Source organism: Arthrobacter sp. NPDC056493, from assembly GCF_042795115.1.
Taxonomy (GTDB): Bacteria; Actinomycetota; Actinomycetes; order Actinomycetales; family Micrococcaceae; genus Arthrobacter.
In genome coordinates this window covers 19,023-45,121 of record NZ_JBHTSL010000001.1, presented here as the reverse complement: position 1 = coordinate 45,121, position 26,099 = coordinate 19,023, and the positions used below count along the sequence as shown (strand labels likewise).

The following is a 26,099-nucleotide window of genomic DNA, read 5'->3' as shown; positions in this document are numbered from 1 at the left end:
CCTTACAGGACTTTGAAGTAGTCGAACGGTTCCCTGCAGTCCTGGCACACGTACAGGGCCTTGCAGGAGGTGGAACCGAAGCGGGTGAGTTCCTTGGTGTTCAGCGACGAGCACTGCGGGCACTTCACGGCCAGGCTCAGCCGGACGGGGCCGGAGTGGCCGCCTGCTTTGGACATGCCCGTTGGAGGGGCGATGCCGTACTCCCGCAGCTTGGCCTTGCCGGCCTCGGTCATCCAGTCCGTGGTCCACGCCGGGGCCAGCACCAGCTCCACGTGCACGCTGGGATAGCCCTCTTTATGGAAGGCGGCCTTGAGGTCGTCGCGGATGGCGTCCATCGCCGGGCAGCCCGAGTACGTGGGCGTGATGGTGACCTGGACAGCGGGCACCATCCCGCCGTCGTCGAACACGTCCACGTTCCGCAGGATGCCCAGGTCCTCGATGCTGAGCACCGGGATCTCCGGATCGCAGACGGTGGCGGCGATGTCCCACGCCTTCTGCCGGGCCTTCTGTTCCCTGGCGACGCCGGCCTTGGTCTCGAAGTCCGATACGTACACGGCAGTCACCAGCTTGCTCCGGGGTGCTCCCGGGCCAGCACCTGCATCTCGGCCAGGATGTAGCCCAGGTGTTCGGAGTGCTTGCCCTGGCGGCCGCCGCCCGGTGCTGCCGGGACGTCGGGGACGTCCAGCTCGGCTTCCTTGAGGACCTCTCCGGTGAGGCGGTCAAAGTCCGCCTTCAGGCTGGAAGGCTCGACGGCGGCACCGGCTTCACTGAGGCGGGTGGTCAGCTCGTCATCCGCGAAGAGCTCGCCGACGTAGGGCCAGATCAGGTTCAGGCCGGCGATCATCTTGCGGCGGGACACCTCGGTGCCCTGGGCCAGGCGCAGGATCCACTGGGCGCTGTGGTCGCGGTGGTAGTCCACTTCCTTCACGGCCTTGGCGGCGATGGCGGCCAGCGTGGCGTCGGTGGATTCGGTCAGCCGGCGGTACAGCTCGAACTGGTAGTAGCTCACCACGAACTGCCGGGCGATGGTGACGGCGAAGTCCCCGTTGGGCTGTTCGAACAGGTGCGCGGAGCGGAACTCGTGCTCGCGGCGGAAGTAGGCGAGGTCGTCCTCGGTCTTCTCGTCGAGGCCGGCGGCGTAGCTGAGGAAGGACCGGGCGTGGCCCAGCTGGTCCAGGGCGATGTTGCCCAGCGCCACGTCCTCCTCCAGTTCCGGCGCGCGGGAGATCCAGTGGCCCAGGCGCTGGGCGAGGATCAGGGCGTCGTCGCCCAGCCGCAGCGCGTACTCGGCCGCATCTTTCGTGGGCTTGGCCAGTCCGGTGCGGACCTCGAGCGCGATGTCCTCCGGGCGGAGCGCGTTGCCGGGCGTGATGCGGGTGGCGCTGGCCGAACCGTCGCCGCTGGCGCCTGCCCCGGCGACGCCGACCGAGATGTCGCCGTGGCCTGCCTGCGTTTCTGTTTCCGGGTTCACAGGTGCTTCACGCCTTCGCTCTTGGTGTAGTACGTGGCGTGCCGGTAGTCCTTGCCCTGGGGCGATTCGAAGAACGAGCCCTTGGCGTCCGGATCGCTCGCGGCGATGGCGTCCGCCGGGACCACCCAGATGGAGACGCCCTCGTTGCGGCGGGTGTAGAGGTCGCGGGCGTTGCGCAGGGCCATGGCGGCGTCCGGCGCGTGCAGGCTGCCGGCGTGCACATGGCTCAGGCCGCGGCTGGACCGGACGAAGACCTCCCAGAGAGGCCAGACGCTGCGGTGGGTTGCTTCGTCGCTCATGCTGCGTATTCCTTCGTCTTCGTTGACTGTTTTGCTGCGTAGGCGGCCGCTGCCTCGCGGACCCAGGCGCCGTCGTCGTGCGCTTCCCGGCGGCGCTCAAGCCGCTGCGAGTTGCAGGGGCCGCGGCCGGCCAGGACTTCCTTGAATTCGTTCCAGTCCAGCGGGCCGTGCTCCCACTTCCTGGTGTCCTCGTTGAAGCGGACCTCGCTGTCCGGGAGGGTGAGGCCCAGGACCCTGACCTGCTCCACCATCATGCCGACGAACCGCGAGCGCAGCTCATCGTTGCTGAAGCGCTTGATGTTCCAGGCCATGGACTGCTTGGAGTTGGGGGAATCGTCGTCCGGCGGGCCGAACATCATCAGGGCCGGGGCGTACCAGCGGTTCACGGCGTCCTGGGCCATCTGCTTCTGCGCGGGCGTTCCATTGGAGAGCTCCAGCAGGATCTCGAAGCCCTGCCGCTGATGGAAGGACTCCTCCTTGCAGATGCGCACCATGGCCCGGCCATACGGACCGTAGGACGCGCGGCACAGCGGCACCTGGTTGCAGATGGCGGCGCCGTCCACCAGCCAGCCGATGGCCCCCATATCCGCCCAGGTGAGGGCCGGGTAGTTGAAGATCGAGGAGTAGCGGGCCTTGCCGGCGATGAGGTCATCCATCATCTGGTCCCTGGACTGGCCCAGCGTCTCGGCGGCGGAGTAGAGGTAGAGCCCGTGGCCCGCCTCGTCCTGGACCTTGGCCATGAGGATGGCCTTGCGCTTCAGGCTGGGGGCGCGGGAGATCCAGTTGGCCTCCGGCTGCATGCCGATGATCTCCGAGTGCGCGTGCTGCGAGATCTGGCGCAGGAGGGTCTTGCGGTAGGCGGCAGGCATCCAGTCTTTGGGTTCAATGCGCGAGTCGTCGGAGATCACGCGGTCAAAGTATGCCTGGCCCTCGGTCTCCAGCTGGGCCTGTGCCTCTTTGGCGCGGGGGGCTGGCTCGTTGGGGGCTGCCGGCTGGTCAGGCACTGACTGCAGGTTCTGCGCTGCCATGGTTGCTCCTATGCATTCACGTCCGTACTGGAACTTGTACCGGGATTATTTACCGACCGTTCGTTCAGGATATGCGGAAGCGGCGAAGGGCGTCAAGCAACACCCGGCACATGTACGGGGCCGGATCCGCAGCCCGCGGGCGGATCCTTCGCCCCAGTTGCCCCTCTTGCCTCACGGGTATCTACTGGAATTCGCCCGCAGCCTGCCCTTAGCGGCCTTGAGCTTGGAGAACCCGCCATGCCTGACGTGGAAATAGACGCTGGCAACGTCAGCGTCCTCGGGAGCCTGCATCTGCCCGCGCAGTTCGAGGCTGTTGTGGTGTTCGCCCATGGCAGCGGCAGCGGCCGGCACAGCCCCCGCAACCTGTTCGTCGCCTCGGTACTGCAAGACGCCGGGCTGGGCACTCTGCTCTTGGATCTGCTGACCCCCGATGAAGAGGGCAACCGTGAAAACGTCTTCGACATCGCCCTGCTGGCACGTCGGCTCGCAGCGGCAACCCGCTGGCTGGGCACCAGGGATGACACCGCGTCGTGCAGCATCGGATACTTCGGGGCCAGCACCGGAGCCGGAGCCGCCCTCTGGGCAGCAGCCGAACCGGACGCGCGGATCGCGGCCATTGTTTCGAGAGGCGGACGCCCGGACCTGGCCGGTCCCCGACTAACCGCCGTCCGCGCCCCGACCCTGCTGATCGTCGGCGGCGCCGATCCCCAGGTCCTCGCGCTCAACCGCCAGGCCATGGCCCTGATGCGGGCGCCAACGCGGCTCGAAATCATCCCGGGAGCCACCCACCTCTTCGAAGAACCCGGGACACTGGCCCAGGCGGCCACCCTCGCCGCCGACTGGTTCATCCATTACCTGCTGCAGGAGCGCGATGCTCCGGAGGGATGACAGACTTCTGGTAACCGCCTGCTCGTTATGCAGAAGATCGCCCAGCTCCTCCCCACGAAAGGAACACCATGTCTGTTGTGAAGATCAACGCCATCCACGTCCCCGAAGGCAAGGGCCCCGAACTCGAGCAGCGCTTCGCCGCCCGGGCACACGCCGTCGACGGGCAGCCCGGATTCGAAGGCTTCCAGCTGCTCCGCCCGGTCAAGGGCGACGACCGCTACTTCGTGGTCACCACCTGGGCCACCGAAGAGGACTTCCAGAACTGGCGGAGCGGCCAGGCCCGCGAAGCGCACGGCGGCGACCGCCAGCCGGTGGCCACGGGTGCAGACCTGCTCGAATTCGAAGTCGTCGAATTCTGACCTAAGGGCTGCTCTCCTCTGCGTGCTTTTAGCTGCGCTCGCCGGGCTGGTGCGTCCGCTGCCTTCTCCGTCGCGCGGTGCGGACGCGCCACACCACGGCGGCAATAATAGCCACGACCACAATGACGGCCGTGACATCCCTGCCGGCGGTTTTGGCAACAGTCTCATAGGAATTGCCGGCCAGGTAGCCCAGCAGCACGAAGCCTGCACCCCAGGCGAGCCCGCCGGCGGCGTTGAAGGCCAGAAACCGGGGGTAGTGCATCCGGGAAATACCGGCGAGCGCAGGCATCACTGCGCGGAAGAATGCAATGAAGCGGCCCAGGAACACGGCCGCACCGCCGCGCCGCCGCAGGAAGTCCTGCGCCTTGTCCAGCTTGTCCCGGTGGCGTTTGAGGGCCCTGGTTTCCAGCAGCCTGGACCCCGCATGCTTGCCGACTTCATACCCGACGGTGTCACCAATGACCGCGGCCAGGACCACCAGGCCCATCATGAGCCCCAGCTGCACCTGGCCCCGGCTGGCCACCACCCCGCCCAGCACCGCGGCCGTCTCGCCGGGTATCACGAAGCCGACGAACAGGGCGTCCTCGGCGAAAACGAGCAGGGCCACCAGGGTGTAGGCCAGTGCAGGGCTGACGCCCAGGATGCCCTCAATGAGTCCGCCCACGCCGGTTCCGTCCCGTCCTGCTAGGCCGCCGGCAGTTCCAGGCTCAGGGCTGTTCCCTGCGCCCCGGTTTCTGCCACCGTCACATCGCCTCCGTGGCGCAGGGCCGCCTCCTTCACCAGTGCCAGTCCGATTCCGTAACTGCGCCGTGCCGGGTTGTGCCAGGCCGGCCTTCCGCGGGCGAACCGTTCGAACACCTGCCCGGGCTCGATGCCCAGGATTCCAGGACCGGTGTCCCGGACCATGATCCGGACTTTCCGGCCCGCCGCCGAAACATTGACGTCGATCCGGCCGTCCTCAGGGGTGTGCGCGAGGGCATTCTCCACGAGTGCCGTGACCATCCGCCGCAGCAGATGCGCGGGAACCCGCACGCGGGGAAGTCCGGCAGGGCCGGCGGCAACGGTGCACTGCAGCGCGATCCGGGCCTCTCCTGCGAGGAGCCGAAGATCGTCCGTCACGGCCGGGACCAGCGCGGCTATGTCCGTCGGCTCCAGCTGTTCCGTGGATGCCGGCGCGGACATCAGCAGCAGGTCGTCCACCAATTCCGCGAGCCCGGCACTGTCCTGGCGGAGCCGGGCAAGTGTCGGTGCGGCCGGGCTCTCCGGCCCGGCTTTCCGCTGGGCGAGCTGCAGCCGGGCGTCGAGCACGGCCAACGGGGTCCGCAGCTCATGGCTGGCATCCTGAACGAAGCGCCGCTGTGCGGACAGTGCCTCGCCCAGTGGCTTCACCGCACTCCTGGCGCTGACCAGGCCAGCGGCGGCCGCCAGCACCACACCCAGCGCGCCGCCAAGGATCAGCGCCAGCAGGCCATCGGCTTCGTCGATGTAGATCCTGCCGGCGCCGGCAGGATGCTGCACGAGTTCGGCGGGCTGGGAACGGTAGAGTGCGAACAACACCAGCGCCAGGATCACGACGGCGACGCTCGCGGCGCATACCAGCGCAATCTGGGCACTCACCTTACGGGCGGCGGTCCGCAGGATCTGCCGGTCGGCGTCGGACGCTTTCATGATGGATCCCCCAGCTGGTATCCGGCGCCGTGCACGGTGCGGATGATGCCGCGGCCCGCCTTCCGGCGGAGATAGTGCACGTAGGTGTCAACGGCGCCCGGCTGATCCGCCGCAGAGAACACCCTCCCGAGGAGCTCCGCCCGGGAGAAGACCCGTTCCGGTTCGGCGGCCAGCACCTCAAGCAGCGAACCCTCCCTGGGGGAAAGCGATACGCGGTCACCGTAGGGTGACAGCAAAAGCCGGGTGCCGGCGTCGTACGTCCAGTCCCCGAGCGGCAGGGTCCGCAGCGGCGGACGGAACGTGCGGGTCAGGGCGCGGAGCCGGGCGGCGAGCTCGGCGGCGTCGAACGGCTTCACCAGGTAGTCGTTGGCGCCCGCGTCCAGGCCGTCCACCTTGTCCTGCACCGTCCCCAGGGCGGTGAGGATCAGCACCGGCGCAGTCACTCCCTTGCCCCGGAGCGCCGTCACGAGGGCTGCGCCGTCGAGAAGCGGGAGCCCGCGGTCCACCACCAGGGCATCCCACTCCCGCGTAAGGCCGAGGTGCAGCCCCTGCTGGCCGTCACGGGCCAGGGTCACGTCGAAGTCGTCCCCGATAAGTTCAGCGATGAGGGGCCCGAGCTGCCGGTCGTCTTCAACCAGCAGCACACGCTTCTTCCGGTCCGCGTCCATGACTGCCATTCTCTCCCAATCCGGTGTGGCCCTGTTGGTCAGGAGACCGGGGCGGGAACCGGCCCCAGCCGGGCCAGGAACGGCAGGCGCGCCAGCGCCGCCAGCCCGTATCTGTTCCAGAGTCCCGTGATGAAGGAGGCTCCGGTCAGGGACGTTAGGAACGACGCCGCCACGTCCGTTGGGTAGTGAACGCCCAGGTAGATGCGGGAGAGGGCAACCGTAAGGGCCACCGCAGCTCCCACCACCAGGACCGGCCATTGCCAGCGGCTGCCCCGCGCCAGGAGGAACAGCGCGATGACGATGGCCACCGCGAGGGCGGTGTGCCCGCTGGGGAAGCTGTCCGTACCCGGCTCCGGGGTCAGGGGGTCGAAAAGCGCTGCGGAGTCGGGACGGTGCCGGGCCACAATGAGCTTGAACAGCTCGCTGCTGACCCACGAGCCGGCCGCCACGAGTCCGGTGGCGAACGCATTCACCGGGCTCCGGCGGACCAGCAGCAGGAACAGGCAAATCGCGGCGATGATCACTACGCCGGCTGCGGGACTGAAGAGGACGTTGACGGCCAGTGCGATCGCGGTCCGGGGCGGCGTGTGGTGATGGCTCAACGCGGCATCGACAGAGAGGTCTGCGGCCGTGAAGTCCCGTGAGGATCGCAGCGAGAATCCTGCGGCGATGATCAGGATGGCGAACATCAGCGGCACCGCGATCCAGTGCTGCAGCTGCGGCAGCACCGCCAAGCGTGTTCGCTCCGCTGTGACGTCTCGTTCGATCTCAGCCCTGCCCACTGGCCACTCCTCCTGGTTGCTGCGGCAGCGCTCTATGCCTGCCTCCTCTTAGTGTGGAAGGAGGGCACTAAGAAAACTCTAAAAAACCCGTGGCTTCGAATCGTCCCGGGCTCCGCTGCGATGTCTACCGGCAGGACAGCCTGCCGGTCATATTCGAATTTACGGGTCAAATGCCTGCCTGGGACCGCATATAGGGAATAATCTGGGTTTATGGCCAAGATACGAGTCGCTGAAGCAGCACGGTTCCTCGGTGTCAGCGACGACACCGTACGGCGTTGGACCGAAAACGGGACCCTTGCGCCCATCAAGGATGATTCCGGCCGCCTGGCCGTGGACGGGCTTGAACTTGCCCACCTCGCCCGGCAGCAGGCCCAGCTGCCCGATGACCCCACCAAGGTGGGCCGGTCCGCACGGAACCGGTTCGTTGGCCTGGTCACCGGGATCACCGCCGACAAGGTCATGGCGCAGGTGGAGCTTCAGTGCGGCCCCTTCCGGGTGGTGTCCCTCATGAGCAGCGAAGCCGTCCGTGAACTCGGACTGGAGCTTGGTTCAGTGGCCACGGCCGTGGTCAAAGCCACCACAGTCATCATCGAAACACCCCAGGGAAAGAGCATCATATGAGGATCACCCGCCAGAACATCACAGCCCTGCTGGCCGCCGGCGCCCTCGCCGCGGGCCTGGCCGGCTGCGGCGGAGGCAACACCACCCCGGTAGCCACCAGCACGGCCGGCGCCAGCGAAACCGCCAAGCCCGCCGGCACGGTGACGGTGTTCGCCGCAGCATCACTGAAGGCCACCTTCACCAAGATCGCCGCCGACTTCGAGGCCGCCAACCCCGGCGCCAAGGTCACGCTGAACTTCGCTGGATCCTCGGACCTGGTCACGCAGATCACCCAGGGCGCGCCCGCGGACGTGTTCGCCTCCGCCGACACGAAGAACATGACCAAGCTCTCCGACGCGAAGCTCATTGACGGCTCCGCCACGAACTTCGCTACCAACGTGCTGGAGATCGCGGTGCCGGCGTCCAACCCGGCGTCGATCGCGTCCTTCGCCGACCTCGCCAAGCCCGGGGTCAAGGTTGTGGTCTGCGCCCCGCAGGTGCCCTGCGGCTCCGCGACCGACAAGGTGGAACAGGCCACCGGCACCACGCTGAAGCCGGTCAGCGAGGAATCCTCGGTCACCGATGTCCTGGGCAAGGTCACCTCCGGTGAGGCCGACGCCGGCCTGGTCTATGTCACCGACGTCAAGACCGCCGGCAGCAGGGTCAAGGGCATCCCGTTCGCCGAGTCGGACAAGGCCGTGAACACCTACCCGATCGCCACGGTGGGTGCCAGCAAGAACAAGGACCTGGCCAAGGCGTTCATCGCCGCCGTCACCGGCGCCGGGGGCAAGAAGGTCCTGTCCGACGCCGGATTCGGCGCCCCGTGACCGCAGGATGACGTCACGCCGCGGGGCCGGCTACACCGGCATTCCGCTGTGGATTTACGCCATCGCGGCAGCAGGAGGGCTCTTCGTCCTGCTGCCGCTGGCGGCCATGGTGGCCAAGGTCAACTGGAGCCAGTTCGTTCCACTCATCACCTCCGAGTCCTCGCTCACTGCGCTGGGCCTGAGCCTGCGCACGTCCGCGGCCAGCACGGCGCTGTGCATCGTCCTCGGAGTGCCGCTGGCGCTGGTGCTCGCCCGCGGGAACTTCCCCGGGCAGCGGCTGCTGCGCGCCTTCGTGCTCCTGCCGCTGGTGCTGCCACCGGTGGTGGGCGGCATCGCCCTGCTCTACACGTTCGGCCGGCAGGGCCTGCTCGGCAAATCCCTCGAACTGGCGGGGCTCCAGATCGCGTTCTCCACCACCGCCGTGGTCCTCGCTCAGACCTTCGTTGCCCTGCCCTTCCTGGTGGTCAGCCTCGAAGGGGCCCTGCGCACCGCCGGCACCAAGTACGAAGCAGTCGCCGCCACCCTCGGCGCCCGCCCCACCACCGTCCTGCGACGCGTCAGCATCCCGCTGGTCCTGCCCGGACTGGCGTCTGGCGCAGTGCTGTCCTTCGCCCGCTGCCTCGGTGAATTCGGCGCCACCCTGACCTTCGCCGGCAGCCTGCAGGGCGTCACCCGGACCCTGCCGCTGGAGATCTACCTGCAGCGCGAAACGGACGCCGACGCCGCCGTCGCCCTCTCCCTGGTCCTGGTGGCGGTGGCCGTGGCCGTCGTCGGGCTCTCCTACCGGCGGTCCCGCACGCAGCCCGCCACGGAGGCAACCACAGCATGACCTTCACACTGAACGCGGCCCTGCTCGCCCGCAACTTCGACGTCTCCCTCAGCCTCGGAACGGCTGAAACCGTGGCGGTCCTCGGACCCAACGGCGCCGGAAAATCAACACTGCTCGGCATCACGGCCGGGCTGCTCCGGCCCGACACCGGCTACGCCGAACTCGGCGACGCAACGCTCTTCGACGTCGACGGCGGCCACTTCACGCCTCCGCACGCCAGGGGCACCGCGCTGCTGGCCCAGGAACCGCTGCTCTTTCCGCACCTGAGCGTGCTGGAAAACGTGGCCTTCGGCCCCCGCGCGGCAGGAGCCTCCCGCAAGGAGGCGCACCAAACGGCACGGCACTGGCTGGGCGAAGTCGACGCCGCAGAACTCGCCCAACGCCGCCCCGGCCAGCTCTCCGGCGGCCAGGCCCAGCGCGTCGCAGTCGCCAGGGCACTGGCCACCAACCCCGAACTGCTCCTCCTGGACGAACCGATGGCCGCCCTGGACATCCACGCCGCGCCGCTCCTGCGGCGCCTGCTCAAACGCGTTCTCGCCGGCCGCAAAGCCATCATCATTACCCACGACATCCTCGACGCCCTCATGCTCGCCGACCGGGTCATGGTCATCGAGAACGGCCACATCACCGAACACGGCCCCACCCGGGAGGTCCTCGAAAAACCCCGCAGCCGCTTCGCCGCAGGCCTGTCCGGCCTGAACCTCCTCACCGGCACCATCACCGGGACCGGCCTCACCACGGATCACGGCCTGGACATCGCCGGACACCGGGACGACACAGCGCACCCCGGCAATCCCGGCGTGGCGGCCTTCCCGCCGTCGGCGGTCTCGATCTACCCCACCGCCGAACACGGCAGCCCACGGAACACCTTCAAAGTCACCATCACCGACCTCGAACCCCACGGCGACCTCATCCGGGCCCGGGCCGGTCACCTCGCGGCCGACATCACCCCCGCTGCATCCGCCGACCTCGGCCTCGCGCCGGGAACCGACGTCTACTTCGTCATCAAGGCCGCGGCCATCACCATCTACCCCGCATAATCACCGCTCGCCGGCAACCGCCCGCCGGTACGTGCTCGGTGTGAAACCCAGGTACTTCTGAAAGTCATTCGTCAGGTGGGCGTGGTCGGCGTAGCCCAGCTCGGCAGCTATCGCTGCCAGATCCGCTGAAGGATCCAGCCGCGTCCGCTCCGCAGCGTCCTGAAGCCTTCGACGGCGGATCAGCGCGGCCGGGCTGAGGCCGATGTATTTCCTGGCCACGCGCTGCAGGGTCCGCTGCGACACCGCCAGCGCAGACGCGGCGTCCTCCACCCGGACCAGAGAGGCGTCCGAAGCAACGAGCTCCATCAGCCGGTTGGCCAGCAGCGCCTCCTCGGTCACCGCGGGCCCGGCAAAGCACGCCAGCCACCCCGCAAAGGCGTCCACTGCCCGCCCACGGCGGGTACCGCCGTCGTGCGTGTTCATGGCCTCCAGAACGGAACGGTGCAGTCCTTCCGCAGCCACCGCCTCCTCCGTGTCCCGCAGGCCGGAAGGATCCCCGGTGAACAGTGGCACGGCCGCCGGCCGCAGCAGCGCACCCACCGCCCAGCCCCGTCCAGCCAGGTCCCGGTGGGCGGCCCGGGTGGTGGGGCCGGAGAAGACGACGGCGTCAGGCTGCACCACGAGGTTGGAAGCGGGGTAGGCGATCAGGTGCTGGCGGGATGTGCGGCCGGGCTCGATGTCCCACTCGGGAATCCAGAACCACTGGACCAGGTCCGCCACGGAGGCCGGCGCCGGAAGGCGGTGAAATGTGGGAAGCCGGGCCGGGTACAGGATCCCCTTGAACGAACTCTCCACCGGTCCCCTCAGACTGTCGCGAATCTCCAAGCGCCGCCACGGGCCGGGCACGTAGCGTCATAGACATGACAGATACTACAAGCACCGAATCCACCACCGCCGCCCACGGAGAGCACACCACGCACGGAATTCCGAACGGCCTGACCAGCCTCACGCCGTTCCTGGCCGTGACCAACGCCAGGGCAGCGATCGCCTTCTACCAGGACGTGTTCGGCGCCCGGGTGGTCGGCGCCACGGAGATGCGCGGAGTGGTGGTCCACGCGGAACTCGACTTTGGAAGCGGCCACCTGCAGCTGGGCGAACCCAACCCCGAATACCGCCTGGTTCCGGCGCCGGAGGGTGAGAACGACTGCTACTCCCTGGGCCTCTACTGCGCGGACGCAGACGCCCTGGTGCATCGTGCGGAGCAGGCCGGAGCCACGATCCGCGAGCCGCTGTCCACGTTTGTCTCAGGCGACCGGTACGCCAGCATCCGGGATCCCTTCGGCGTCCGCTGGTCCATCATGACCCGCGTGGAAGACCTCTCCGAAGAGGAAAGCAACCGCCGGGTGGAGGAATGGGCCGCGCAGCAGGGCTAACCCTGGTGCCCGTCCGGCTGCGGCCGTCCGGCCGTGTGGCGGCCGTGCCTTCCGTGCCCGCTTTCGGCTGCCGGGGTGGCATGGCTGGCCCACGTGGCCCATTCCTTGGCGTCGACCGTAGGCCTTCCCAGGAAGTGCCCCTGGCCGGCGGCCACTGACAGCCGGGTCAGGACAGCAAGTTCAGCGGCGGTTTCGATTCCGACGGCGGCCAGCGCGGCTCCCGTCTGGCGTCCGAACTCGACCAGGTCGGCCACCAGGTACTGGCGGCTTGGATCGGCGTCGATCCCTGCAACCATGCCGCGCCCGATCTTGATGACCTCCGGCCGCAGGGACCGGATGTGGCGCATGGAGGCAGCGTCCGTGCCGGCCTCGTCCACCGCCAACCCCATGCCGGAACTTCGCAGTGGCGCCAGGGCACCCAGCAGGGGGTCCACTTCACCGGGCTGGAGCGGTTCGGTGAGTTCCAGCATGATCCGGGACGGTTCCAGGGGCGCATGTTCCAGGAATCCCGGCAGCCGGGGATCCAGGCACACGGCCGGGGAGAGGTTCAGTGCCACAACCAGGTGGTGCGGCAGATCCTGCGCCGCGGCCACAGCCGCCTGCAGCGCTGAGAACTCCAGGTCAGCACCCAGGCCGGCGGCCGCGGCATTTTTGAACCAGGAACCCGCGCCGTCGCCGTCGGGCTCCCACACAAAACGCGTCAGGGCTTCCGCGCCGATGACACCGCCGCGGCCAAGATCATGGATCGGCTGGAAGGCCGTGACGAGCATGCCCGCGTGGAGGACCGCCTCGATGGCCGCCCGGCCATGGCTTACGTCCTCACTCCGTCCGCCGGCCGCGGGCCCGGTGCTGGTTTGCCGGGCCAGGGAACGGGTGAAAACCAGATGCTCGTGAAGTGCCGCTTCCGGGTTTCCGGGATGCGCCGCCACATGTTCCCGCAGCCGGTCCCGGACCTCGGCCCCTTCCGGATCCGTGCCGGCCAGGACCGCGTCAATGATCTCGTAGGCCTGCTCCCGCACCAGGGGGATATCGGAGCCGGAGTCCTCGCCCGGCCAGCTGTCCTCGTCAGGGAACCGGGTACTGTCCAATGGGCACTCCTCAGGTTCCGGGCAGCTGGCCGCTGGCTGGACTTCTGCCTCTGGATGCATCATAAACGCAGGTGAGCCGCCTTTACAGATCTGTGAAGAGTATTTCGCTGCCTGTAAAACAACGGCACTGGCTGGACCGCGACCGTTAGGCGTGGCGGGTGCTGACCTGCCCCCTAAGGTGAGGCACCGGCGTCGTACTTCCTGGCCCGCCGCCGGGCCAGCGTGACACCACCATCCGGGTGGCGTCAGGCACCTCCGAGCGTTGCGAGGAGGTCATTCAAGACTGCCTGTTCCGTCGCCGGGTTGGGAGTGTGGGAGCGGACAGCGGTCAGGACGGGATCGATCTGCTGATCGATGAAGGTCCACGCGGCGCAGTCCGCGGCGCTGAGCGCAGGCTGGTCGTCGTCCCAGGCGCTTTCCAGGTCGGTTATCCGGGCCGCCGCACCGGACTGGTCGCCCTTTTTGACGAGTGCGAGGGTGTCGGAGGCGATGGTTCGGAACTCGGCGACGTTTGCGGCGGGGAAGTTGGCATGCGCTGCCGCTTTGGCCTCTGACCCGGTCAGTGGGGCGGAGCCGGCAGTGCAGCCCGCTGCGGGGCCTTCGGCGGCAAGGGCGCTGGCGTGCGGGAGGCTGTTCGTGTACGCGAGGAGCGCTACCGTGCCGACGGCGACAGCAGACAGGATGCCCAACGCGGTCCGCCGGCGTGCGGGCGGCGCTGCGGGCGCTGCCTTGTTGGATGCGTGTTCGACGACGTCGGCTTTGCTGACCGAGAGGTACACAACGGTGGCCAGGATCGCGGCGAGGAAGATGATGCTCGTCGTGAGGGTGCCGAGGCCCAGGCCTCCCTCGGGGGCGGTGAGACCGAGCCAGTCGCCGATGTTCGCTCCGAGGGGGCGGGTGAGGATGTAGGCGATCCAGAAGGCGAGTACCGGGTTGGCGCCGAAACGCCAGAGGGCGGTGACGATGCCGATGAGGACCAGGGGCAGCAGGACCGAGACGCCGGGTCCCCAGCCGGTGAGCTCGAGGGTCCAGTCGCCCAGCGCCGTGCCGAGAGCGAAGGTCACCAGAACGGCGAGCCAGTAGAAGGCTTCGCGGGGCACGGTGACGATGCTGTGGATGGAGAGGGTCCGTTCTTTGACGAACCAGATGGTGAAAACAACGGCAAGCATCGCGGCGAACACGCTGGAGCTTACCCAGAGGGGTACGCCGGCCTGGTCGGTGAGGAGGTCTGTATAGAGGGTTCCGGTGATACTCAGCATGACGACCATGAGCCAGTACGCGCCCGGGCGGTAGCGCCGCAGCCTCATCTGCACGGCAAGCACGACAGCCGTGGCGACCGTGAAGATGATTGCGGTTGGAACGAGGCCCACTCCGAGGGCCACGTTGATGAAGTCGGCGAAGCTCTCGCCGACAGTGGTGCAGAGGATCTTGACAATCCAGAACCAGATGGTGATCTCGGGGACTTTGCTCAGCCGCCGTGTGACTGTGGGCGGGGATGTCATCTCTCGTGTGCTCATGGGCTGCACATTTCCAGCCGATGCTTCAGCGGAACTGCGAACCGAAGCACGTCAGTCTGAGAGTTCTCACATGATTTGTTCAGAAAGCGCCACCACGGCAAGAATTGCCCCATGGCCGCAGCATCCGACCGTCCCGTCCGTGTTCTCGTCGTCGAAAACGACGCCGAGCTCGGCCCTCTCCTCGCCCGCGGACTCACCAGCGAGGGCTATGAAGCAGACTGGATCGAAGACGGCACGACGGCCCTGATCACCGCGCAGGAAGGGAACTACCGCATCGCTGTGCTCGATGTGATGCTGCCGGGGATGTCCGGCTTCGAACTCTGCCGGCGGCTACGCGATGCCTCCAGTTCGCTCATCATCCTGATGCTCACAGCCCGGGACGACGTCAGTGACCGCGTGCGGGGCCTGGATGCGGGCGCCGACGACTATCTCACCAAACCCTTTGCCTTCAGCGAACTCACTGCCCGGCTCCGCGCGCTCCGGCGCAGGGAGAGTCTGGCCATCAGCCCCCGGATCGAGGTTGGCGGGCTGACCATAGACAGTCACGACCATGTGGTGAAGGCGGGCGAGAAGGTGGTTCCGCTGAGCCCGAAGGAATTCGCGCTGCTGCGGTTCCTGGCCCAGAACGTCGACGAGACGGTGCAGCGCGAGGCGATCCTGCTGGAGATCTGGGGGACGGTTCAGCACACCAATCCGAACATCGTCGACCAGTACATCAGCTACCTCCGCCGCAAACTTGAACGCCTCCCCACCGGGGTGAGCCTGCGCACCCTGCGGGGTGTCGGCTTCGAGCTGACGCGGGACCGATGACAGCCCTGAACAGGCTCTCCGTCCGCGCCCGGATCACCATCGGCACGCTGTTGCTGGCCGCCGTCTTCTTCGGCTCCGTCTCCCTCCTCGTCCGGCAGCAGGTCGATCAGATCGTAAAGAATGCGGCGTTCGAAGTGCTCCAAGACGATGCCGTCCCGTTCGAGACGGCCATCCAGCAGGAGCCGAACGAACCGGCCGATAATCCCGGTGAAGGTCAGCTTGTGGCCGTCATCGACCCCGCCGGGACCACGAAGACTTCGACACTGCCGGCCTCGATCACCTCGAATATGGCCCTCATCGACCTCGCCGACACCGGCCCGCAGCAGGTGTCCGCGGGCGGCGCCACCTACATGGTGGCCGTCGAAACCGTCCAGACCCGCGCCGGTAATTGGACCATCATCTCTGCCCGCAACCAGAACGAATCCGCCCTGGTCCTCACAGACCTCACGGCCGGCCTCACCCTGGGCCTGGGCGCCCTCACCCTTTTGTTCGGCGCTGTCTCCTGGCATTTGATTGGGGCCGCTCTCCGGCCGGTCACCCAGCTGCGCCGGAGCGCGGAAGCAATCGTCGCCTCCGGCACCGAAGAACTGTTGCCCGTGGGCCCGGCGAAGGATGAAATCACGGATCTGGCGAGGACCCTCAACCGGCTCATCGACGACCTCCGGGCCTCAGCCTCGCGGGAACGGCAGTTGGTTTCGGATGCCAGCCACGAACTCCGCACGCCATTGGCCGTTCTCCAGGCGCAACTGGAGCTGCTCCGCGCCGGCGACCGCAGCAGCATCGACTCCGACATCGCCGGCGCCGAACGGGCAACCACACGCCTGACCGAACTCGTCGAGAGCCTGCTCGAACTGTCCCGCCTGGACGCCGGACGCCCGCCGACACCAACCACCGTGGGCGCCCTGGTCGACGAGGCCGGCGAGGCCATCGACCGGGCGCGGCTCCGGGCAATGAGCGACGACGTCGAGATTGACCTGATCGTGCCCGACCGCGCCGAACACGAAGCACCGGTGGCGATGCCGGCACTCCTCTACGGCCGGGTGCTCGACAACCTGCTATCGAACGCCCTCCGCGCCCTCGACGGGAAAGGGCAGATCACCGCCGCCATCAGGTGGGATCCCCCGAACCTCACCACCATCGTGGCTGACAACGGGCCCGGCATCGATCCGGAGTTCCTCCCCCACGCGTTCGACCGGTTCTCGCAGGCAGACAAAGTGCGCGGCACCGCGGACGGGTCCGGTCTGGGTTTGGCAATCGTCGCCGCCGCAGCGGCCTCGGTCAACGGCACGGTCACCCTCGAGAACGCAGCCGACTCCGGCCTGATCGTGCGGCTGACGATCCCCGTACTCCAGTTGGACGTCCGGTAGCTTGACCGTCCGGCTTGGTTCAGGCCTGGGTGTCACCAGACTTTGTCCGCCGGTTCTTCAACAGTTCGATCCCGATCGGAACCAAGGAGATCAGCACGATCAGGATAAAGATCAGGTCGATGTTCGCGCCGATCCAGTCGTACCTGCCCAGCCAGAACCCGAGCAGCGGCACGCCCACACCCCACAGCAGCGCACCGATCGCATTGAACGCGATGAACGTCCGGTACCCCATCCTGCCCACGCCGGCGGTGACGGGAAGGAAGGTCCGCACGATCGGCACGAAGCGGGCCAGGATAACGGACCGGCGCCCGTATTTTTCAAAGAATTCGTGGGCCCTGTCCGTGTATTCGCTGCGGAACCAGCGGGAGCCGGGCTTTTTGAAGACCGCGGGTCCGGCCTTGCGCCCGATCAGGTAGCCCGTCTGGTCGCCCGCGAACGCCGCAACGAACGCGGCGGCTCCCAGGAGCAGGATGTTCACATGCACTGTGCCGGTGGCGACGAGCAGCCCGGCGGTGAACAGCAGTGAATCCCCGGGTAGGAAGAACCCGACCAGAATGCCCGTTTCGATGAACAGGAACGCGCACACCACCACGATGACCCAGGGCGCGACGGCGGGATCGCGGAGGAACACGTTCGGATCCATCCACGGCGGAAGAAGCCCGGTGACCGGCCGGACAGACAGGACGGCGGTGATACCCACGGGATGCATGGCCCCCAGCGTATGCCCGTGCCCGGCCCGCGTGAAGGGTCCCCACCTGGCACAACCCGTTCGTCTACGTCGAATCGATGACGTCGACGGCGGGCTGCGCCAAGAGCGTGGTCAGCTTAGAACCTGTCCGCAGAGTCGATGGATTCCCCGAAGGTAATCTCCGGGGGTGTGTTGGGGTCGCCGCCGACGGATCCGATGAAGGCCTTCAGGTCTGGCTGGCTGAAGAACTTCTCGAATGCTTCCGCGGACTCCCACTCGTCGACCACCAGAATGAAGCCATCCCCGACGGCGAACTGATGGTGGATGGCGCCCTGCTCCCGGCCGCGTCCGGAGATCTCGCGGTACTCGTCCGAGCGTTCCTCGAGCGATTTGGTGAAGGCATCCGTATCACCGTGAATCTTAACCGTGACGATGCATGACATGGCAAGGACCTCCTTTGGTCTCAAGATGCGCACATCGTAGTAGCACCCTGCGAGGGCGGCAATACCGTGGCATCAACTCAAGGTGCCCGGCGCCCCTGACACCTTGGCGAGGCCTTCGAGGACCAGGTCCAGACCGAACTCGAACTCCGCACCGTAGTCGTAGCCGGGTTTCATCACGTGCTCGATTGAGAACTCGACGAGGTGGGGGTAGTCCCCGGCGGAATACTGACCCATCATCTGTTCAGCGACTTCGGTGACGGTCTCGGGGCCGCTGATTGGCAGCGTCGCCTCGGAGAGGGCGAAGCCGTAGACGTACGCGTCGATCAGGGCAAAGGCGTGGGCGGTCATCGCCACCGAGAAGCCCGCCCCGCGCAGGGCGCCGATGACGGCGTCATGGTGCTTCAGGGTGGCCGGACCGGGGCTTGTTCGCGTCTGGACGAGGCCGATCGCCCACGGATGGCGCCGCATCGCTTCACGCGCGGAGGCGGCCCGCCGCCGCATCTCTGCCCGCCAATCGCCGCCGACTGTGGGCAACTCGATCTCGCTGAAGACCATGTCGACGATGCCGTCGAGGACCTCGTCCTTGTTGGCGACGTAGTGGTAGATGGACATTGGCTTGACCTTGAGCGCGTCGGCCAGTGAGCGCATGGTCAGGGATGCGATGCCGCCGGCATCGGCAACGGCGACGGCGCCGCGCAGCACTTCCCCCCGGCTGAGGCGGGGGCGGCTGTTGTTCGTTGGCGCAGGCATGCAGACTCCAGATTTTGATTCGGGGCATAGACCGTTCGTACTTTGTACGGTACATTAACCGTACTTTGTAAGGCAAACACATTGAAAGGATCGACATGACTGACCCCACAAGCCCGAAGTCCGCGGACAACGCAGCTATCGCCCACACTATGCAGGCCATCGTGCAGGACGGATACGGCACCGTTGACGTTCTTCGTCGCGGCCAGATGGCGCTCCCGGATATCGCTGAGAACGAAGTGCTGGTCCGTGTGCACGCGGCGGGCATGGACCGCGGAACGTGGCACGTCATGGCCGGCCGTCCGTACCTCATGCGCATCATGGGGTTCGGGTTCCGCGCGCCGAAGAACCGGGTGCCCGGGATCGACGTCGCCGGAACAGTCGCCGCCGTCGGCGCCTCGGTGACCCGGTTCGCCGTCGGCGACGAGGTGTACGGAATGTCCCGGGGATCGTTCGCCGAGTACGCCGCGGCGCTGGAGGACAAGCTCGCCCACAAGCCGGCGAACCTGTCATTCGAGCAGGCGGCGGTGGTTCCGATCTCGGCCGGCACGGCCATCCAGGCCCTGTACGACGCCGGGAGGGCGCAGCACGGGCAGAAGGTGCTCATCCTGGGCGCCTCGGGCGGCGTCGGCAGCTACGCCGTGCAGCTTGCCAAGGCCCTCGGGGCCGAGGTCACCGGCGTCAGCAGCACCGCAAAGACAGATCTGGTGCGTTCCCTCGGGGCCGACCACGTGCTGGACTACACGCAGGATGACTTCGCCGACGGAACGCGCCAATACGACCTGATACTCGACATCGGAGGGAACCCTCCGCTCTCACGGCTGCGGCGCGCCCTCACGCCCACGGGAACCGCCGTCATCGTTGGAGGCGAGGAAGGCGGCAGGTGGACGGGAGGCTTCGGCCGGAGCCTGCGGGCACCGCTGGTGTCCCTGTTCCTGCGTCAGCGCCTGACCATGCTCGCTTCCAAGGAGCGCGCCAGCGACCTCGAACGGCTCACCCCGCTTATCGAGTCCGGCCAGGTGACGCCGAGCATCGACAGGACCTACACGCTCGACGAGGTTCCGGATGCCATGCGCCACCTTGAGGCCGGGGACGTGCGCGGCAAAATTGCCATCAGGGTTCTCAGCGACGATAAATGACCGTTGGCAGGATTCAGCGGGAGACGTTCGGCGCCGGGACTTCAACGTACAGGATGAACCCCGCGTCCGCGGGCAGGTACCAGTGTCCGCGGTGCCGCGACGGCCGGTAAAGGTGCCCGAAGGGGTCCTTCACGAGAATATGCTCCATCCGGTCCTGGCGTGCGAGCCAGCTGTCGAGGTCCGCCAGATTCGCTGGATAGAACGCGGTGCCGTTGACGCCCAGAGACCACGAACCCTCGGCCGGCTCTGGCCCGTGTTCCAGGGCGAGGGTTTCGAACACGTCCTGCATCACCTCTTCCCGGGTAGGCGGGAAGAAGCGCCGGAGCCGGTGCCGTTCCGGGTGGTCGTTTTGCGCGTCCAGCCACGCCTGCCGGAGCCAATGGAATTCCACCGGGCCGCGTGCAGGCCCCAGAACCAGGTGCCTGTCCGGATCCAGTGCCAGCCGGTAGCCGCCGCCGCTGCGGTCGATGATGCACGCAGCCTCGGCAGGGTACTCGAATGCAGCCACCAGATCCTGTTCGGACCGGTGATACGAAAACTCCCCGCTCTCATCGACGGCCACAAAGTCCCGGTCGGGACCGGCAGCGGAGGAAAGACCGGATGCGTCCTCCATCCGCGAGGTGGTGTTCATGCTGGTTGGCTCCTGCCAAGGATCGGACGGCGGCCAGGGTGGCTGCTGTGTCCTCTTCCTTTAATGGCACCACCGGCGACGGCTCAGGGAACGGGCCTTAACGCTTTCCATACGCCAGCAGGGCAGAAATTGACGTTCTCTTAATGCGCCGGCCCCGGGAGGGGGCTGACCCGGCGTCGGCCACGGACCCTTATTCGTCGTCGTCGTCGGAGCCTTCATCCGTGAGCTCGGCGAGAATGTCGGCAGCATCGCTATTGCCGCCGGCGGCGAGCCGCCGAAGCTCATCCAGGTCCGATTTTTCTGCGGCGAGTTCAACAAGCTGGTCTGCGGCGTCCCTGCTGCCGCGCTCCGCAAGACTCCGCAGCTCTTCGAAGTCTTCCCGCTCCGCGGCACGTTCAATCAGTTCGGCGACGGCGTCGAGGTCCCCGCGGGCCGCTTGCTCCCGGAGTGCTGCAAGCTCGGAATCAGACATCTTAAGTACCTCCCCCTCCATGATGTGCGGAACTGGTGCGAAGGCGGAACGCGACGGCGAAGATCCAGGCCATGATCGCGAAGAGTCCCGTCCCGGGCTGCTGGCTGATTTTGAGCATGACGATCCCCAGGCTCAGGAGGACTCCGGCGGTCAGCGTCCACCCCGCCAGGGGGCGCCAGGCCGGCTCGCCGCGGAAGCGCCGGTGGAAGACAAAGCAGCAGACGGGCGCCAACGTGAAGAACAGGGCCCCGAAGATCCCGTGCAGCAGGCCGTGCGTGGTGGGTTGGCCGGACAACGACGACGGATCGGTGGTGAAAGGCCCGGACGCCATCAGGCAACTCCCCATGCACTGCACAACCAGCGGTCCGGCCAGTGAAGCCGGACCGGTGCTGAAATGGGTGCCGAGGCCGCGGCCGAAGATCAGCATCAGCGCGCCGGTCAGCAGGAAGTTGAGGATCTGGACCCAGCCGCGGGGTCCGAGGGACAGCTCGCTGACAAACATGCCGGTCCAGGAGTAGCCGGGGTCCATCCACCCTTGGGCGGTGAACGCGGCCACGAACAGGACCGCCCCGGCCATGCCTGAAACGGCGGCCGGCCCAACCCGCCGTCGCCGGGGCACCGGCTGTGCCGGGACATAGCCTGACATCACAAAGTGGAGCCTAGCGGTGATTGGTGACCGCGGGAACAGCGGATGCCCGGACGATCGCCGTCGGGCGTTAATGCCCCGGCGATGAACAAATCCGCTGTTGCCCAGCGCAGGCCGTGAACTTAAACTCTGGACATCACAAGAGGGTCCCGGCGGACACTTGGAGTGGAGCAGTTTGCCCGAAGCAGTGCACACCGCACCCCGATTAAGGGAGGCGAAGCCCCATGCGCCGCAATCGTGTTATCGCTGGAACGTCCGCTCTTCTCCTCGGCGTCGCTGGCCTCTGGGGCGTGTCCCTCGTTATCGGCAGCGGGAACGCCGAGGGGGAAGTGCCGCAACCAACGACGACTCTCGCCGGGCCACCCACACCGTCACCCATCGAGACCGCTTCACGTCCGGGTGACGTGAGGATCGCTGCTGTCGGCGACATGAACGGCGCGAACATGGCCGCACCGGACAGCCCGTCCGGGCGGAACGCCGCGGCCATCACCCGGCTCGTCCAGAAGAACCAGATTGATGCGTTCCTGGGGCTCGGGGACTTCCAGTACAGCACCGCCTACTGCGCTGACTACGTGAACTACTGGACGCCGCTTTGGGGTGGCACGAAACCCAAGTTGTACTGGGTGTCCGCACCCAACCATGACTGGGAGCCCGGACGGAACGAGGACCTCGACAACTTCATGAATGGCCAATGCCCGGGTGCCCCCGCGAAGGCGGCGATCAACCAGCAGCGCGGGTTCATCGGGAACGGGCAACCCTATTCGAAGGACTTCGGGCGGTGGCACTTCGCGTTCCTGTCCTCCGCGCACTGGCGGTACAACCCGGTACAGGCCCGGGCGTTGACGGCGTGGCTGGACAAGGACCTCGCTGCCGCGCAGGCGGCGGGAAAGTACCTGGCGGTGGTGCACCACGACCCGTACTTCACGTCGAACACCGACGCACATGGGCGGTCCACTGAGCTCAAACCGTGGATCGACGTGATGTGGAAGCACCGGGTGCGGCTCACCCTGTCCGGGTCACAACACAACTACGAACGCTCATGTCCGGTGAACAACGCTGACCAGTGCGTCAAGGATGGGATGACAGCGTTCCAGGTTTCCACGGGAGGCATCGGTCTCCGATCGTTCACCAGCAGTCCGCCGTACATCGTGAAGCGGTTCAGCAACACCCACGGTTTCCTTCGGCTGACCCTGCGGGCCGACGGGTCTTTCGACTGGAACTTCGTTCCGACGTCGGGCTCGGACACGGACGCAGGCAGACATGCCGCACCACGGTAACCTCACAGGCGCGCCGAGTCCGGCCGCGCACCCACCCTTTGACCCGGAAGCATCGACCGATGGCTACAGTTCAGCACAACGGCCCCGAACGTGAGATCCAGCAGACGCTGCACGAGTTGCGCGGGCGGCTGTCCGGACAGTTGATCGAGCCGCGGGATCCGCTCTACGAGGAGGCCCGTGCTGTATGGAACGGCATGGTGGATGTCCGTCCGCTCGCCGTGGCCCGGGCGGGCGCCGTCTCGGATATCGACGCGGCGCTCGATGCCGTGCGGCGCAGCGGACTGGCGCTGGCTGTCCGCGGCGGCGGGCACAACATCGCCGGGCACGGCACTGTTGCGGGCGGCCTCGTCCTGGATCTGGGACCGCTTCGGGGCGTGCATGTGGACGCCGGGAACGGGCTCGTCTCGGTGGAACCCGGGGCGACGCTGGCGGACGCGGACGGGGCGACGGCGGCACACGGCCTGGCCGTTCCGCTGGGGGTGATCAGCGGAACCGGGGTGGCCGGACTCGCCCTGGGCGGCGGCGTCGGCTGGCTGACGCGCTCCTACGGCCTGAGCCTGGACAACCTGGACGCCGCCGACGTCGTTACTTCCGGTGGAGACCACCTGCACGCCAGCGGACGGGAGAACCCCGAGTTGTTTTGGGGGCTGCGCGGAGGCGGCGGGAACTTCGGCGTGGTCTCCTCCTTTACCTTCCGCGCGCACCCGCTGCCGTCGCCGCTGGGCGGAAACCTCTTCTACCGGCAACCCCAATGGCGCAACGCCCCCATGGCGTTCGCGGCCTGGACCCGGGACTTGCCCGACACGATGAACGCGATCATCTCCTTCCTGGTGCTGCCGCCCGGGTTCGGAATGGGTGACGATCCGTGGATGGTGATCGGATTCGCCTGGGCCGGTGCAGACCATCAGACCGGCCTGGATCTGGTTGAACAGCTGCGCTCCGCGGCCCCGCCCGACGAACAGGAGGTAGGCGCAACCTCCTGGCTGGACTGGCAAAGTGCCATGGACACGGTGTTCCCCAAAGGTTCGCGCGGCTACTGGAAGAACGTCTCGTTCTCCCGCCTGGACGAGGAGGTGGTGGACGTCCTGCTGGGTTTCGCCTCCGAGGTGACCTGGCAAGGGACCGGGATTGACATCCACCACCTGGAAGGCGCCTTCGGGCGGATACCGGAAGATGCCACAGCGTTCCCGAACCGGTCCGCGCGCTACTGGCTCAACGTGTACGGGTTCTGGCAGGACCCGTCCGAGGATGAACGGCTCACCGCCTTCGCCCGGAAGGCGTACGCCCTCATGCAGCCGTTCTCCGAGCACGGCGAATACGTCAACTTCCTGGGCGCCGAACTCGGACAGCAGGACTTTCTGGATGCCGCGCGCCGGGCCTACGGGCAGGACAAATACCGGCGCCTCGTGGCCATCAAGAACCGCTACGACCCGCAGAATGTGTTCCGCTACAACCACAACATCCTGCCGACGCCCGCCTGATTCGCGGTCCCCGCCGGCCACGCCGGGCCGGGGCCCCCAAGGCCAACCTCAGGCTCCGGGACACAGCGCGCCAGCCATTTTGCGGGAAGGTTTCCCAAGTTTCCTCAAGGTTTCCGTAGCCTGTGCAGGACAGAGTGGTCTTGCTACCCCAACGGGACGCAGTCTCTGAGCAAGGCTGCGGGTCAAGTGCCGGGCCGGACTGTCCCCCCAATACGTTCCGGCCCCACTGGCTAGCCCCCGGTTACCGGGGCCGGAGTGTCCCCCCAATACGTTCCGGCCCCGGTGACTCATGTACGCATCGCGAAGGCATCGCGGGTTAGCGGTTGAACTTCCCCCAGCAGCAAGTCCGGCAACATCCTGCCGATCCGGCTCGTGGGCGTCCGCCAAGAGCCAGCCAGGCCCCGAAACGGCAATATATTGCCGAAATGTCCCGCATGGGGAAGACTGTGGGTCGTAAGGGCCGGAAACGGCAACATGATGCCGATGGAAGCGGGCTGGGACAGTGACAGAAGAAGACGTGCAGGGCATCGGGCTGTCAGTTCGTTTGGCGCGCAAGGAAGCAGGCCTGAAGCAGAGTGACCTGGCCGATCTGGCCGGAGTCTCAGAGCGCACCGTCCGGGCCATCGAGACGGGCACCGGCAACCCCACGCTGGCAGCCGTCATATCTGTTGCGAACGTACTCGGCCTGCATGTGGCGGCCGCCTGATGGCCGGTGGCCTGCAGCGGCTGCGCTTCCTCCCGGCCGCCGACGTCTACAAGCAAGGGGAACTGGCCGGCCGGTTGGCCAGGACCGAGAACGGCGGTAGCGAATTCACATATGTCCCGGATTACCTGAAGGCCGGGCTGCCCGGCATTGCCACCACACTGCCGCCGGGAGAGGCACCTATCGTCACCCACGGCGGCGGCCTGCCTGCGTTCTTCGCGGGCCTGCTGCCCGAAGGTCACCGGCTGACCGTGCTGAAGAACGCTGCCAAGACCAGCCTCGACGATGAGCTGACGCTGATCATGGCCGTCGGTGCCGATGTGCCGGGCGACGTGCAGATCGTCCCGGCAGGCGAAGCGCTGGCCGAGCCGGAGCCCCTCGCGGACACGACAGATCCGGCGGTCTTGGACTTCACCGTCCTCGCCGAAGCGCTCGACCTGCACGGACTGCCCGGCGTCCAGCCCAAAGTCAGCGCTTCCATGCTGTCCGCGCCCCTGGCTTTGGCCGACGGCCGATACATCCTGAAGATGAACCCGCCCACCCACGCCAACCTCATCCAGAACGAGGCAGCCCATCTGGCTGCGGCCAAGGTGCTGAAAATCCCCGTCGCGGCCGCCACCATCGTCCACGACAAGAACGCCTTGCCAGGCCTGCTCGTCACACGCTTCGACCGGGTCAGTGACGGCGGGCAGTGGACGCACCTGCCGACGGAGGACGGGGCGCAGGTGCTGGGTCTGCCGCCCGCATCAAAGTACAGCGTGGCCGCGGAAGAAGTTGTCGCAGCCCTGGCCCGGGTGTCCAAGGCTCCGGCCGTGGCCGCCCGGAACCTGTACCTGCAGTTTTTGTTCGCCTGGCTGACCGGCAACGGTGACCTGCACGCCAAGAATGTTTCCGTCCTGGGCGGCCGGCACGGAGGCGGCTACGCCGTCGCGCCCGTCTATGACGTGCCCTGCACGCTCGTCTACGGCGACATCACCATGGCGCTGCCGGTCGCGGGCAGATCGAAGAACCTGAGGGCACGGCACTGGGCCGAGTTCGCGGCTGAGATCGGCCTGCCGCAGAGGGCCGCCGCATCAGCCAACGCCGCAGCCCTGAAGGCCGCAGCCTCGGTGGATCTCGAAGCGCTGCCGTTCCACGGGTCCCCTCTGAACCGGGCTGTGAGGGAGCTGCGCCACCGCCGGGCGGAACTAACCGGTTAAGTGCGCGCGGCTGCCCAACTGACTCGCAGTAGATGTCGTTTTGGGCGCTCAAAACGACA

The 26,099-nt window shown here is 67.2% G+C and carries 31 protein-coding genes; 14 read left to right on the top strand and 17 right to left on the bottom strand.

The features are described from left to right. Positions 1–2 precede the first annotated feature (2 nt). The 4 genes from paaD to paaA are packed head-to-tail and all read right to left on the bottom strand — an operon-like array spanning position 3 to position 2,798. On the bottom strand, positions 3–563 hold the full coding sequence (gene paaD / locus ACFQ50_RS00265) for a 1,2-phenylacetyl-CoA epoxidase subunit PaaD (protein WP_377993501.1): 561 nt from the start codon (positions 561–563) through the stop codon (positions 3–5). Then, positions 560–1,471, bottom strand: a complete 912-nt coding sequence (gene paaC / locus ACFQ50_RS00260; protein ID WP_377993500.1) for a 1,2-phenylacetyl-CoA epoxidase subunit PaaC — start codon at positions 1,469–1,471, stop codon at positions 560–562. The genes paaD and paaC overlap by 4 nt, the downstream gene beginning before the upstream one ends. Next, positions 1,468–1,770, bottom strand: a complete 303-nt coding sequence (paaB, locus tag ACFQ50_RS00255; RefSeq protein WP_377993499.1) for a 1,2-phenylacetyl-CoA epoxidase subunit PaaB — start codon at positions 1,768–1,770, stop codon at positions 1,468–1,470. The genes paaC and paaB overlap by 4 nt, the downstream gene beginning before the upstream one ends. Then, positions 1,767–2,798, bottom strand: a complete 1,032-nt coding sequence (gene paaA, locus ACFQ50_RS00250) for a 1,2-phenylacetyl-CoA epoxidase subunit PaaA (RefSeq protein WP_377993498.1) — start codon at positions 2,796–2,798, stop codon at positions 1,767–1,769. The genes paaB and paaA overlap by 4 nt, the downstream gene beginning before the upstream one ends. A 237-nt stretch (positions 2,799–3,035) precedes the next feature. On the opposite strand from paaA, the gene ACFQ50_RS00245 reads away from it, so the two are divergent. After that, positions 3,036–3,686 carry a dienelactone hydrolase family protein gene (locus ACFQ50_RS00245; protein WP_377993497.1) on the top strand — a complete coding sequence of 217 codons (651 nt, stop codon included), beginning with the start codon at positions 3,036–3,038 and terminating at the stop codon, positions 3,684–3,686. Between the two features lie 68 nt (positions 3,687–3,754). After that, positions 3,755–4,045 (top strand): antibiotic biosynthesis monooxygenase family protein, encoded by a 291-nt coding sequence (locus ACFQ50_RS00240; protein WP_377993495.1) that lies wholly within the window; start codon positions 3,755–3,757, stop codon positions 4,043–4,045. A gap of 28 nt (positions 4,046–4,073) precedes the next feature. On the opposite strand, the gene ACFQ50_RS00235 is transcribed toward ACFQ50_RS00240, so the two are convergent. The 4 genes from ACFQ50_RS00235 to ACFQ50_RS00220 are packed head-to-tail and all read right to left on the bottom strand — an operon-like array spanning position 4,074 to position 7,163. Next, positions 4,074–4,709 carry a DedA family protein gene (locus ACFQ50_RS00235; RefSeq protein WP_377993494.1) on the bottom strand — a complete coding sequence of 212 codons (636 nt, stop codon included), beginning with the start codon at positions 4,707–4,709 and terminating at the stop codon, positions 4,074–4,076. A 20-nt stretch (positions 4,710–4,729) separates the two neighbouring features. Next, positions 4,730–5,713 carry a sensor histidine kinase gene (locus ACFQ50_RS00230; protein ID WP_377993493.1) on the bottom strand — a complete coding sequence of 328 codons (984 nt, stop codon included), beginning with the start codon at positions 5,711–5,713 and terminating at the stop codon, positions 4,730–4,732. After that, a complete protein-coding gene (locus ACFQ50_RS00225; RefSeq protein WP_377993492.1) occupies positions 5,710–6,381 on the bottom strand; it encodes a response regulator transcription factor in 672 nt (223 codons plus the stop codon). Before ACFQ50_RS00225 ends, ACFQ50_RS00230 begins: the two co-directional genes overlap by 4 nt. A gap of 38 nt (positions 6,382–6,419) precedes the next feature. Further along, a complete protein-coding gene (locus ACFQ50_RS00220; protein WP_377993491.1) occupies positions 6,420–7,163 on the bottom strand; it encodes a phosphatase PAP2 family protein in 744 nt (247 codons plus the stop codon). Between the two features lie 210 nt (positions 7,164–7,373). Here ACFQ50_RS00220 and ACFQ50_RS00215 point away from each other — a divergent pair, with 210 nt between their 5' ends. The 4 genes from ACFQ50_RS00215 to ACFQ50_RS00200 are packed head-to-tail and all read left to right on the top strand — an operon-like array spanning position 7,374 to position 10,459. After that, positions 7,374–7,784 carry a molybdopterin-binding protein gene (locus ACFQ50_RS00215; protein WP_377993490.1) on the top strand — a complete coding sequence of 137 codons (411 nt, stop codon included), beginning with the start codon at positions 7,374–7,376 and terminating at the stop codon, positions 7,782–7,784. After that, positions 7,781–8,590 carry a molybdate ABC transporter substrate-binding protein gene (gene modA, locus ACFQ50_RS00210; RefSeq protein ID WP_377993489.1) on the top strand — a complete coding sequence of 270 codons (810 nt, stop codon included), beginning with the start codon at positions 7,781–7,783 and terminating at the stop codon, positions 8,588–8,590. The genes ACFQ50_RS00215 and modA overlap by 4 nt, the downstream gene beginning before the upstream one ends. A 7-nt stretch (positions 8,591–8,597) precedes the next feature. Continuing rightward, positions 8,598–9,419, top strand: a complete 822-nt coding sequence (locus ACFQ50_RS00205) for an ABC transporter permease (protein ID WP_377993488.1) — start codon at positions 8,598–8,600, stop codon at positions 9,417–9,419. Continuing rightward, the gene (locus ACFQ50_RS00200; RefSeq protein WP_377993487.1) at positions 9,416–10,459 is read left to right on the top strand and encodes a sulfate/molybdate ABC transporter ATP-binding protein; all 1,044 of its coding nucleotides are present in this window, start codon (positions 9,416–9,418) and stop codon (positions 10,457–10,459) included. Before ACFQ50_RS00205 ends, ACFQ50_RS00200 begins: the two co-directional genes overlap by 4 nt. Here ACFQ50_RS00200 and ACFQ50_RS00195 read toward each other — a convergent pair whose 3' ends face one another. Beyond that, the gene (locus tag ACFQ50_RS00195) at positions 10,460–11,254 is read right to left on the bottom strand and encodes a helix-turn-helix domain-containing protein (protein WP_377993486.1); all 795 of its coding nucleotides are present in this window, start codon (positions 11,252–11,254) and stop codon (positions 10,460–10,462) included. A 65-nt stretch (positions 11,255–11,319) separates the two neighbouring features. Between ACFQ50_RS00195 and ACFQ50_RS00190 the strand changes: the two genes are divergently transcribed. Continuing rightward, positions 11,320–11,832, top strand: a complete 513-nt coding sequence (locus ACFQ50_RS00190) for a VOC family protein (protein WP_377993485.1) — start codon at positions 11,320–11,322, stop codon at positions 11,830–11,832. Here ACFQ50_RS00190 and ACFQ50_RS00185 read toward each other — a convergent pair. Together ACFQ50_RS00185 and ACFQ50_RS00180 are read right to left on the bottom strand one after the other, a co-directional pair. After that, positions 11,829–12,920: an EAL domain-containing protein gene (locus tag ACFQ50_RS00185; RefSeq protein ID WP_377993484.1), complete on the bottom strand. Its 1,092-nt coding sequence runs from the start codon at positions 12,918–12,920 to the stop codon at positions 11,829–11,831. The two genes, ACFQ50_RS00190 and ACFQ50_RS00185, sit on opposite strands and share 4 nt — an antisense overlap. Before the next feature lie 245 nt (positions 12,921–13,165). Next, positions 13,166–14,437: a hypothetical protein gene (locus tag ACFQ50_RS00180; protein ID WP_377993483.1), complete on the bottom strand. Its 1,272-nt coding sequence runs from the start codon at positions 14,435–14,437 to the stop codon at positions 13,166–13,168. A 111-nt stretch (positions 14,438–14,548) separates the two neighbouring features. Between ACFQ50_RS00180 and ACFQ50_RS00175 the strand changes: the two genes are divergently transcribed. Both ACFQ50_RS00175 and ACFQ50_RS00170 read left to right on the top strand, forming a co-directional pair. After that, a complete protein-coding gene (locus ACFQ50_RS00175) occupies positions 14,549–15,247 on the top strand; it encodes a response regulator transcription factor (RefSeq protein ID WP_377993482.1) in 699 nt (232 codons plus the stop codon). Next, positions 15,244–16,614 (top strand): sensor histidine kinase, encoded by a 1,371-nt coding sequence (locus ACFQ50_RS00170; protein WP_377993481.1) that lies wholly within the window; start codon positions 15,244–15,246, stop codon positions 16,612–16,614. Before ACFQ50_RS00175 ends, ACFQ50_RS00170 begins: the two co-directional genes overlap by 4 nt. A 19-nt stretch (positions 16,615–16,633) precedes the next feature. Here the strand turns inward: ACFQ50_RS00170 and ACFQ50_RS00165 are convergent, their stop codons facing one another. The 3 genes from ACFQ50_RS00165 to ACFQ50_RS00155 form a co-directional block, all read right to left on the bottom strand. Further along, entirely contained in the window at positions 16,634–17,323 is a 690-nt protein-coding gene (locus tag ACFQ50_RS00165; protein WP_377993480.1) for a VTT domain-containing protein, read from the bottom strand. A gap of 116 nt (positions 17,324–17,439) precedes the next feature. Then, positions 17,440–17,745 carry a hypothetical protein gene (locus ACFQ50_RS00160; protein WP_377993479.1) on the bottom strand — a complete coding sequence of 102 codons (306 nt, stop codon included), beginning with the start codon at positions 17,743–17,745 and terminating at the stop codon, positions 17,440–17,442. Between the two features lie 72 nt (positions 17,746–17,817). Further along, positions 17,818–18,495, bottom strand: a complete 678-nt coding sequence (locus ACFQ50_RS00155; protein WP_377993478.1) for a TetR/AcrR family transcriptional regulator — start codon at positions 18,493–18,495, stop codon at positions 17,818–17,820. Between the two features lie 95 nt (positions 18,496–18,590). Here ACFQ50_RS00155 and ACFQ50_RS00150 point away from each other — a divergent pair, with 95 nt between their 5' ends. Beyond that, positions 18,591–19,631 carry an NAD(P)-dependent alcohol dehydrogenase gene (locus ACFQ50_RS00150; RefSeq protein ID WP_377993477.1) on the top strand — a complete coding sequence of 347 codons (1,041 nt, stop codon included), beginning with the start codon at positions 18,591–18,593 and terminating at the stop codon, positions 19,629–19,631. Positions 19,632–19,644: 13 nt separating this feature from the next. Here the strand turns inward: ACFQ50_RS00150 and ACFQ50_RS00145 are convergent, their stop codons facing one another. From ACFQ50_RS00145 to ACFQ50_RS00135, 3 genes are all read right to left on the bottom strand, one after another. Continuing rightward, positions 19,645–20,262 (bottom strand): hypothetical protein, encoded by a 618-nt coding sequence (locus tag ACFQ50_RS00145; RefSeq protein WP_377993476.1) that lies wholly within the window; start codon positions 20,260–20,262, stop codon positions 19,645–19,647. Positions 20,263–20,452: 190 nt separating this feature from the next. Further along, entirely contained in the window at positions 20,453–20,734 is a 282-nt protein-coding gene (locus ACFQ50_RS00140; protein WP_377993475.1) for a hypothetical protein, read from the bottom strand. Position 20,735: 1 nt separating this feature from the next. Further along, on the bottom strand, positions 20,736–21,380 hold the full coding sequence (locus tag ACFQ50_RS00135; protein ID WP_377993474.1) for a DUF998 domain-containing protein: 645 nt from the start codon (positions 21,378–21,380) through the stop codon (positions 20,736–20,738). Between the two features lie 224 nt (positions 21,381–21,604). On the opposite strand from ACFQ50_RS00135, the gene ACFQ50_RS00130 reads away from it, so the two are divergent. The 4 genes from ACFQ50_RS00130 (at position 21,605) to ACFQ50_RS00115 (ending at position 26,040) form a co-directional block, all read left to right on the top strand. Further along, positions 21,605–22,657, top strand: a complete 1,053-nt coding sequence (locus ACFQ50_RS00130) for a hypothetical protein (protein ID WP_377993473.1) — start codon at positions 21,605–21,607, stop codon at positions 22,655–22,657. A gap of 59 nt (positions 22,658–22,716) precedes the next feature. Next, complete coding sequence (locus tag ACFQ50_RS00125; protein ID WP_377993472.1) at positions 22,717–24,138, top strand: FAD-binding oxidoreductase; 1,422 nt, start codon at positions 22,717–22,719, stop codon at positions 24,136–24,138. Between the two features lie 502 nt (positions 24,139–24,640). Beyond that, positions 24,641–24,844, top strand: coding sequence for a helix-turn-helix transcriptional regulator (locus tag ACFQ50_RS00120; protein ID WP_377993471.1), 204 nt, complete (start codon positions 24,641–24,643; stop codon positions 24,842–24,844). Continuing rightward, the gene (locus tag ACFQ50_RS00115; RefSeq protein WP_377993470.1) at positions 24,844–26,040 is read left to right on the top strand and encodes a type II toxin-antitoxin system HipA family toxin; all 1,197 of its coding nucleotides are present in this window, start codon (positions 24,844–24,846) and stop codon (positions 26,038–26,040) included. Before ACFQ50_RS00120 ends, ACFQ50_RS00115 begins: the two co-directional genes overlap by 1 nt. The last annotated feature ends 59 nt before the right edge of the window (positions 26,041–26,099 follow it).

Coding starts and splice junctions, on each gene's coding strand:
- ACFQ50_RS00240 (WP_377993495.1), top strand. CDS start 3,755: ATGTCTGTTGTGAAGATCAACGCCATCCACGTCCCCGAAGGCAAGGGC.
- ACFQ50_RS00225 (WP_377993492.1), bottom strand. CDS start 6,381: ATGGACGCGGACCGGAAGAAGCGTGTGCTGCTGGTTGAAGACGACCGG.
- ACFQ50_RS00215 (WP_377993490.1), top strand. CDS start 7,374: ATGGCCAAGATACGAGTCGCTGAAGCAGCACGGTTCCTCGGTGTCAGC.
- ACFQ50_RS00140 (WP_377993475.1), bottom strand. CDS start 20,734: ATGTCTGATTCCGAGCTTGCAGCACTCCGGGAGCAAGCGGCCCGCGGG.
- ACFQ50_RS00200 (WP_377993487.1), top strand. CDS start 9,416: ATGACCTTCACACTGAACGCGGCCCTGCTCGCCCGCAACTTCGACGTC.
- modA (WP_377993489.1), top strand. CDS start 7,781: ATGAGGATCACCCGCCAGAACATCACAGCCCTGCTGGCCGCCGGCGCC.
- ACFQ50_RS00145 (WP_377993476.1), bottom strand. CDS start 20,262: ATGAACACCACCTCGCGGATGGAGGACGCATCCGGTCTTTCCTCCGCT.
- ACFQ50_RS00135 (WP_377993474.1), bottom strand. CDS start 21,380: ATGTCAGGCTATGTCCCGGCACAGCCGGTGCCCCGGCGACGGCGGGTT.
- ACFQ50_RS00115 (WP_377993470.1), top strand. CDS start 24,844: ATGGCCGGTGGCCTGCAGCGGCTGCGCTTCCTCCCGGCCGCCGACGTC.
- ACFQ50_RS00245 (WP_377993497.1), top strand. CDS start 3,036: ATGCCTGACGTGGAAATAGACGCTGGCAACGTCAGCGTCCTCGGGAGC.
- ACFQ50_RS00205 (WP_377993488.1), top strand. CDS start 8,598: ATGACGTCACGCCGCGGGGCCGGCTACACCGGCATTCCGCTGTGGATT.
- paaA (WP_377993498.1), bottom strand. CDS start 2,798: ATGGCAGCGCAGAACCTGCAGTCAGTGCCTGACCAGCCGGCAGCCCCC.
- ACFQ50_RS00170 (WP_377993481.1), top strand. CDS start 15,244: ATGACAGCCCTGAACAGGCTCTCCGTCCGCGCCCGGATCACCATCGGC.
- ACFQ50_RS00125 (WP_377993472.1), top strand. CDS start 22,717: ATGGCTACAGTTCAGCACAACGGCCCCGAACGTGAGATCCAGCAGACG.
- ACFQ50_RS00130 (WP_377993473.1), top strand. CDS start 21,605: ATGCGCCGCAATCGTGTTATCGCTGGAACGTCCGCTCTTCTCCTCGGC.
- ACFQ50_RS00175 (WP_377993482.1), top strand. CDS start 14,549: ATGGCCGCAGCATCCGACCGTCCCGTCCGTGTTCTCGTCGTCGAAAAC.
- ACFQ50_RS00190 (WP_377993485.1), top strand. CDS start 11,320: ATGACAGATACTACAAGCACCGAATCCACCACCGCCGCCCACGGAGAG.
- ACFQ50_RS00165 (WP_377993480.1), bottom strand. CDS start 17,323: ATGCATCCCGTGGGTATCACCGCCGTCCTGTCTGTCCGGCCGGTCACC.
- ACFQ50_RS00230 (WP_377993493.1), bottom strand. CDS start 5,713: ATGAAAGCGTCCGACGCCGACCGGCAGATCCTGCGGACCGCCGCCCGT.
- ACFQ50_RS00150 (WP_377993477.1), top strand. CDS start 18,591: ATGACTGACCCCACAAGCCCGAAGTCCGCGGACAACGCAGCTATCGCC.
- ACFQ50_RS00155 (WP_377993478.1), bottom strand. CDS start 18,495: ATGCCTGCGCCAACGAACAACAGCCGCCCCCGCCTCAGCCGGGGGGAA.
- ACFQ50_RS00180 (WP_377993483.1), bottom strand. CDS start 14,437: ATGAGCACACGAGAGATGACATCCCCGCCCACAGTCACACGGCGGCTG.
- paaB (WP_377993499.1), bottom strand. CDS start 1,770: ATGAGCGACGAAGCAACCCACCGCAGCGTCTGGCCTCTCTGGGAGGTC.
- ACFQ50_RS00160 (WP_377993479.1), bottom strand. CDS start 17,745: ATGTCATGCATCGTCACGGTTAAGATTCACGGTGATACGGATGCCTTC.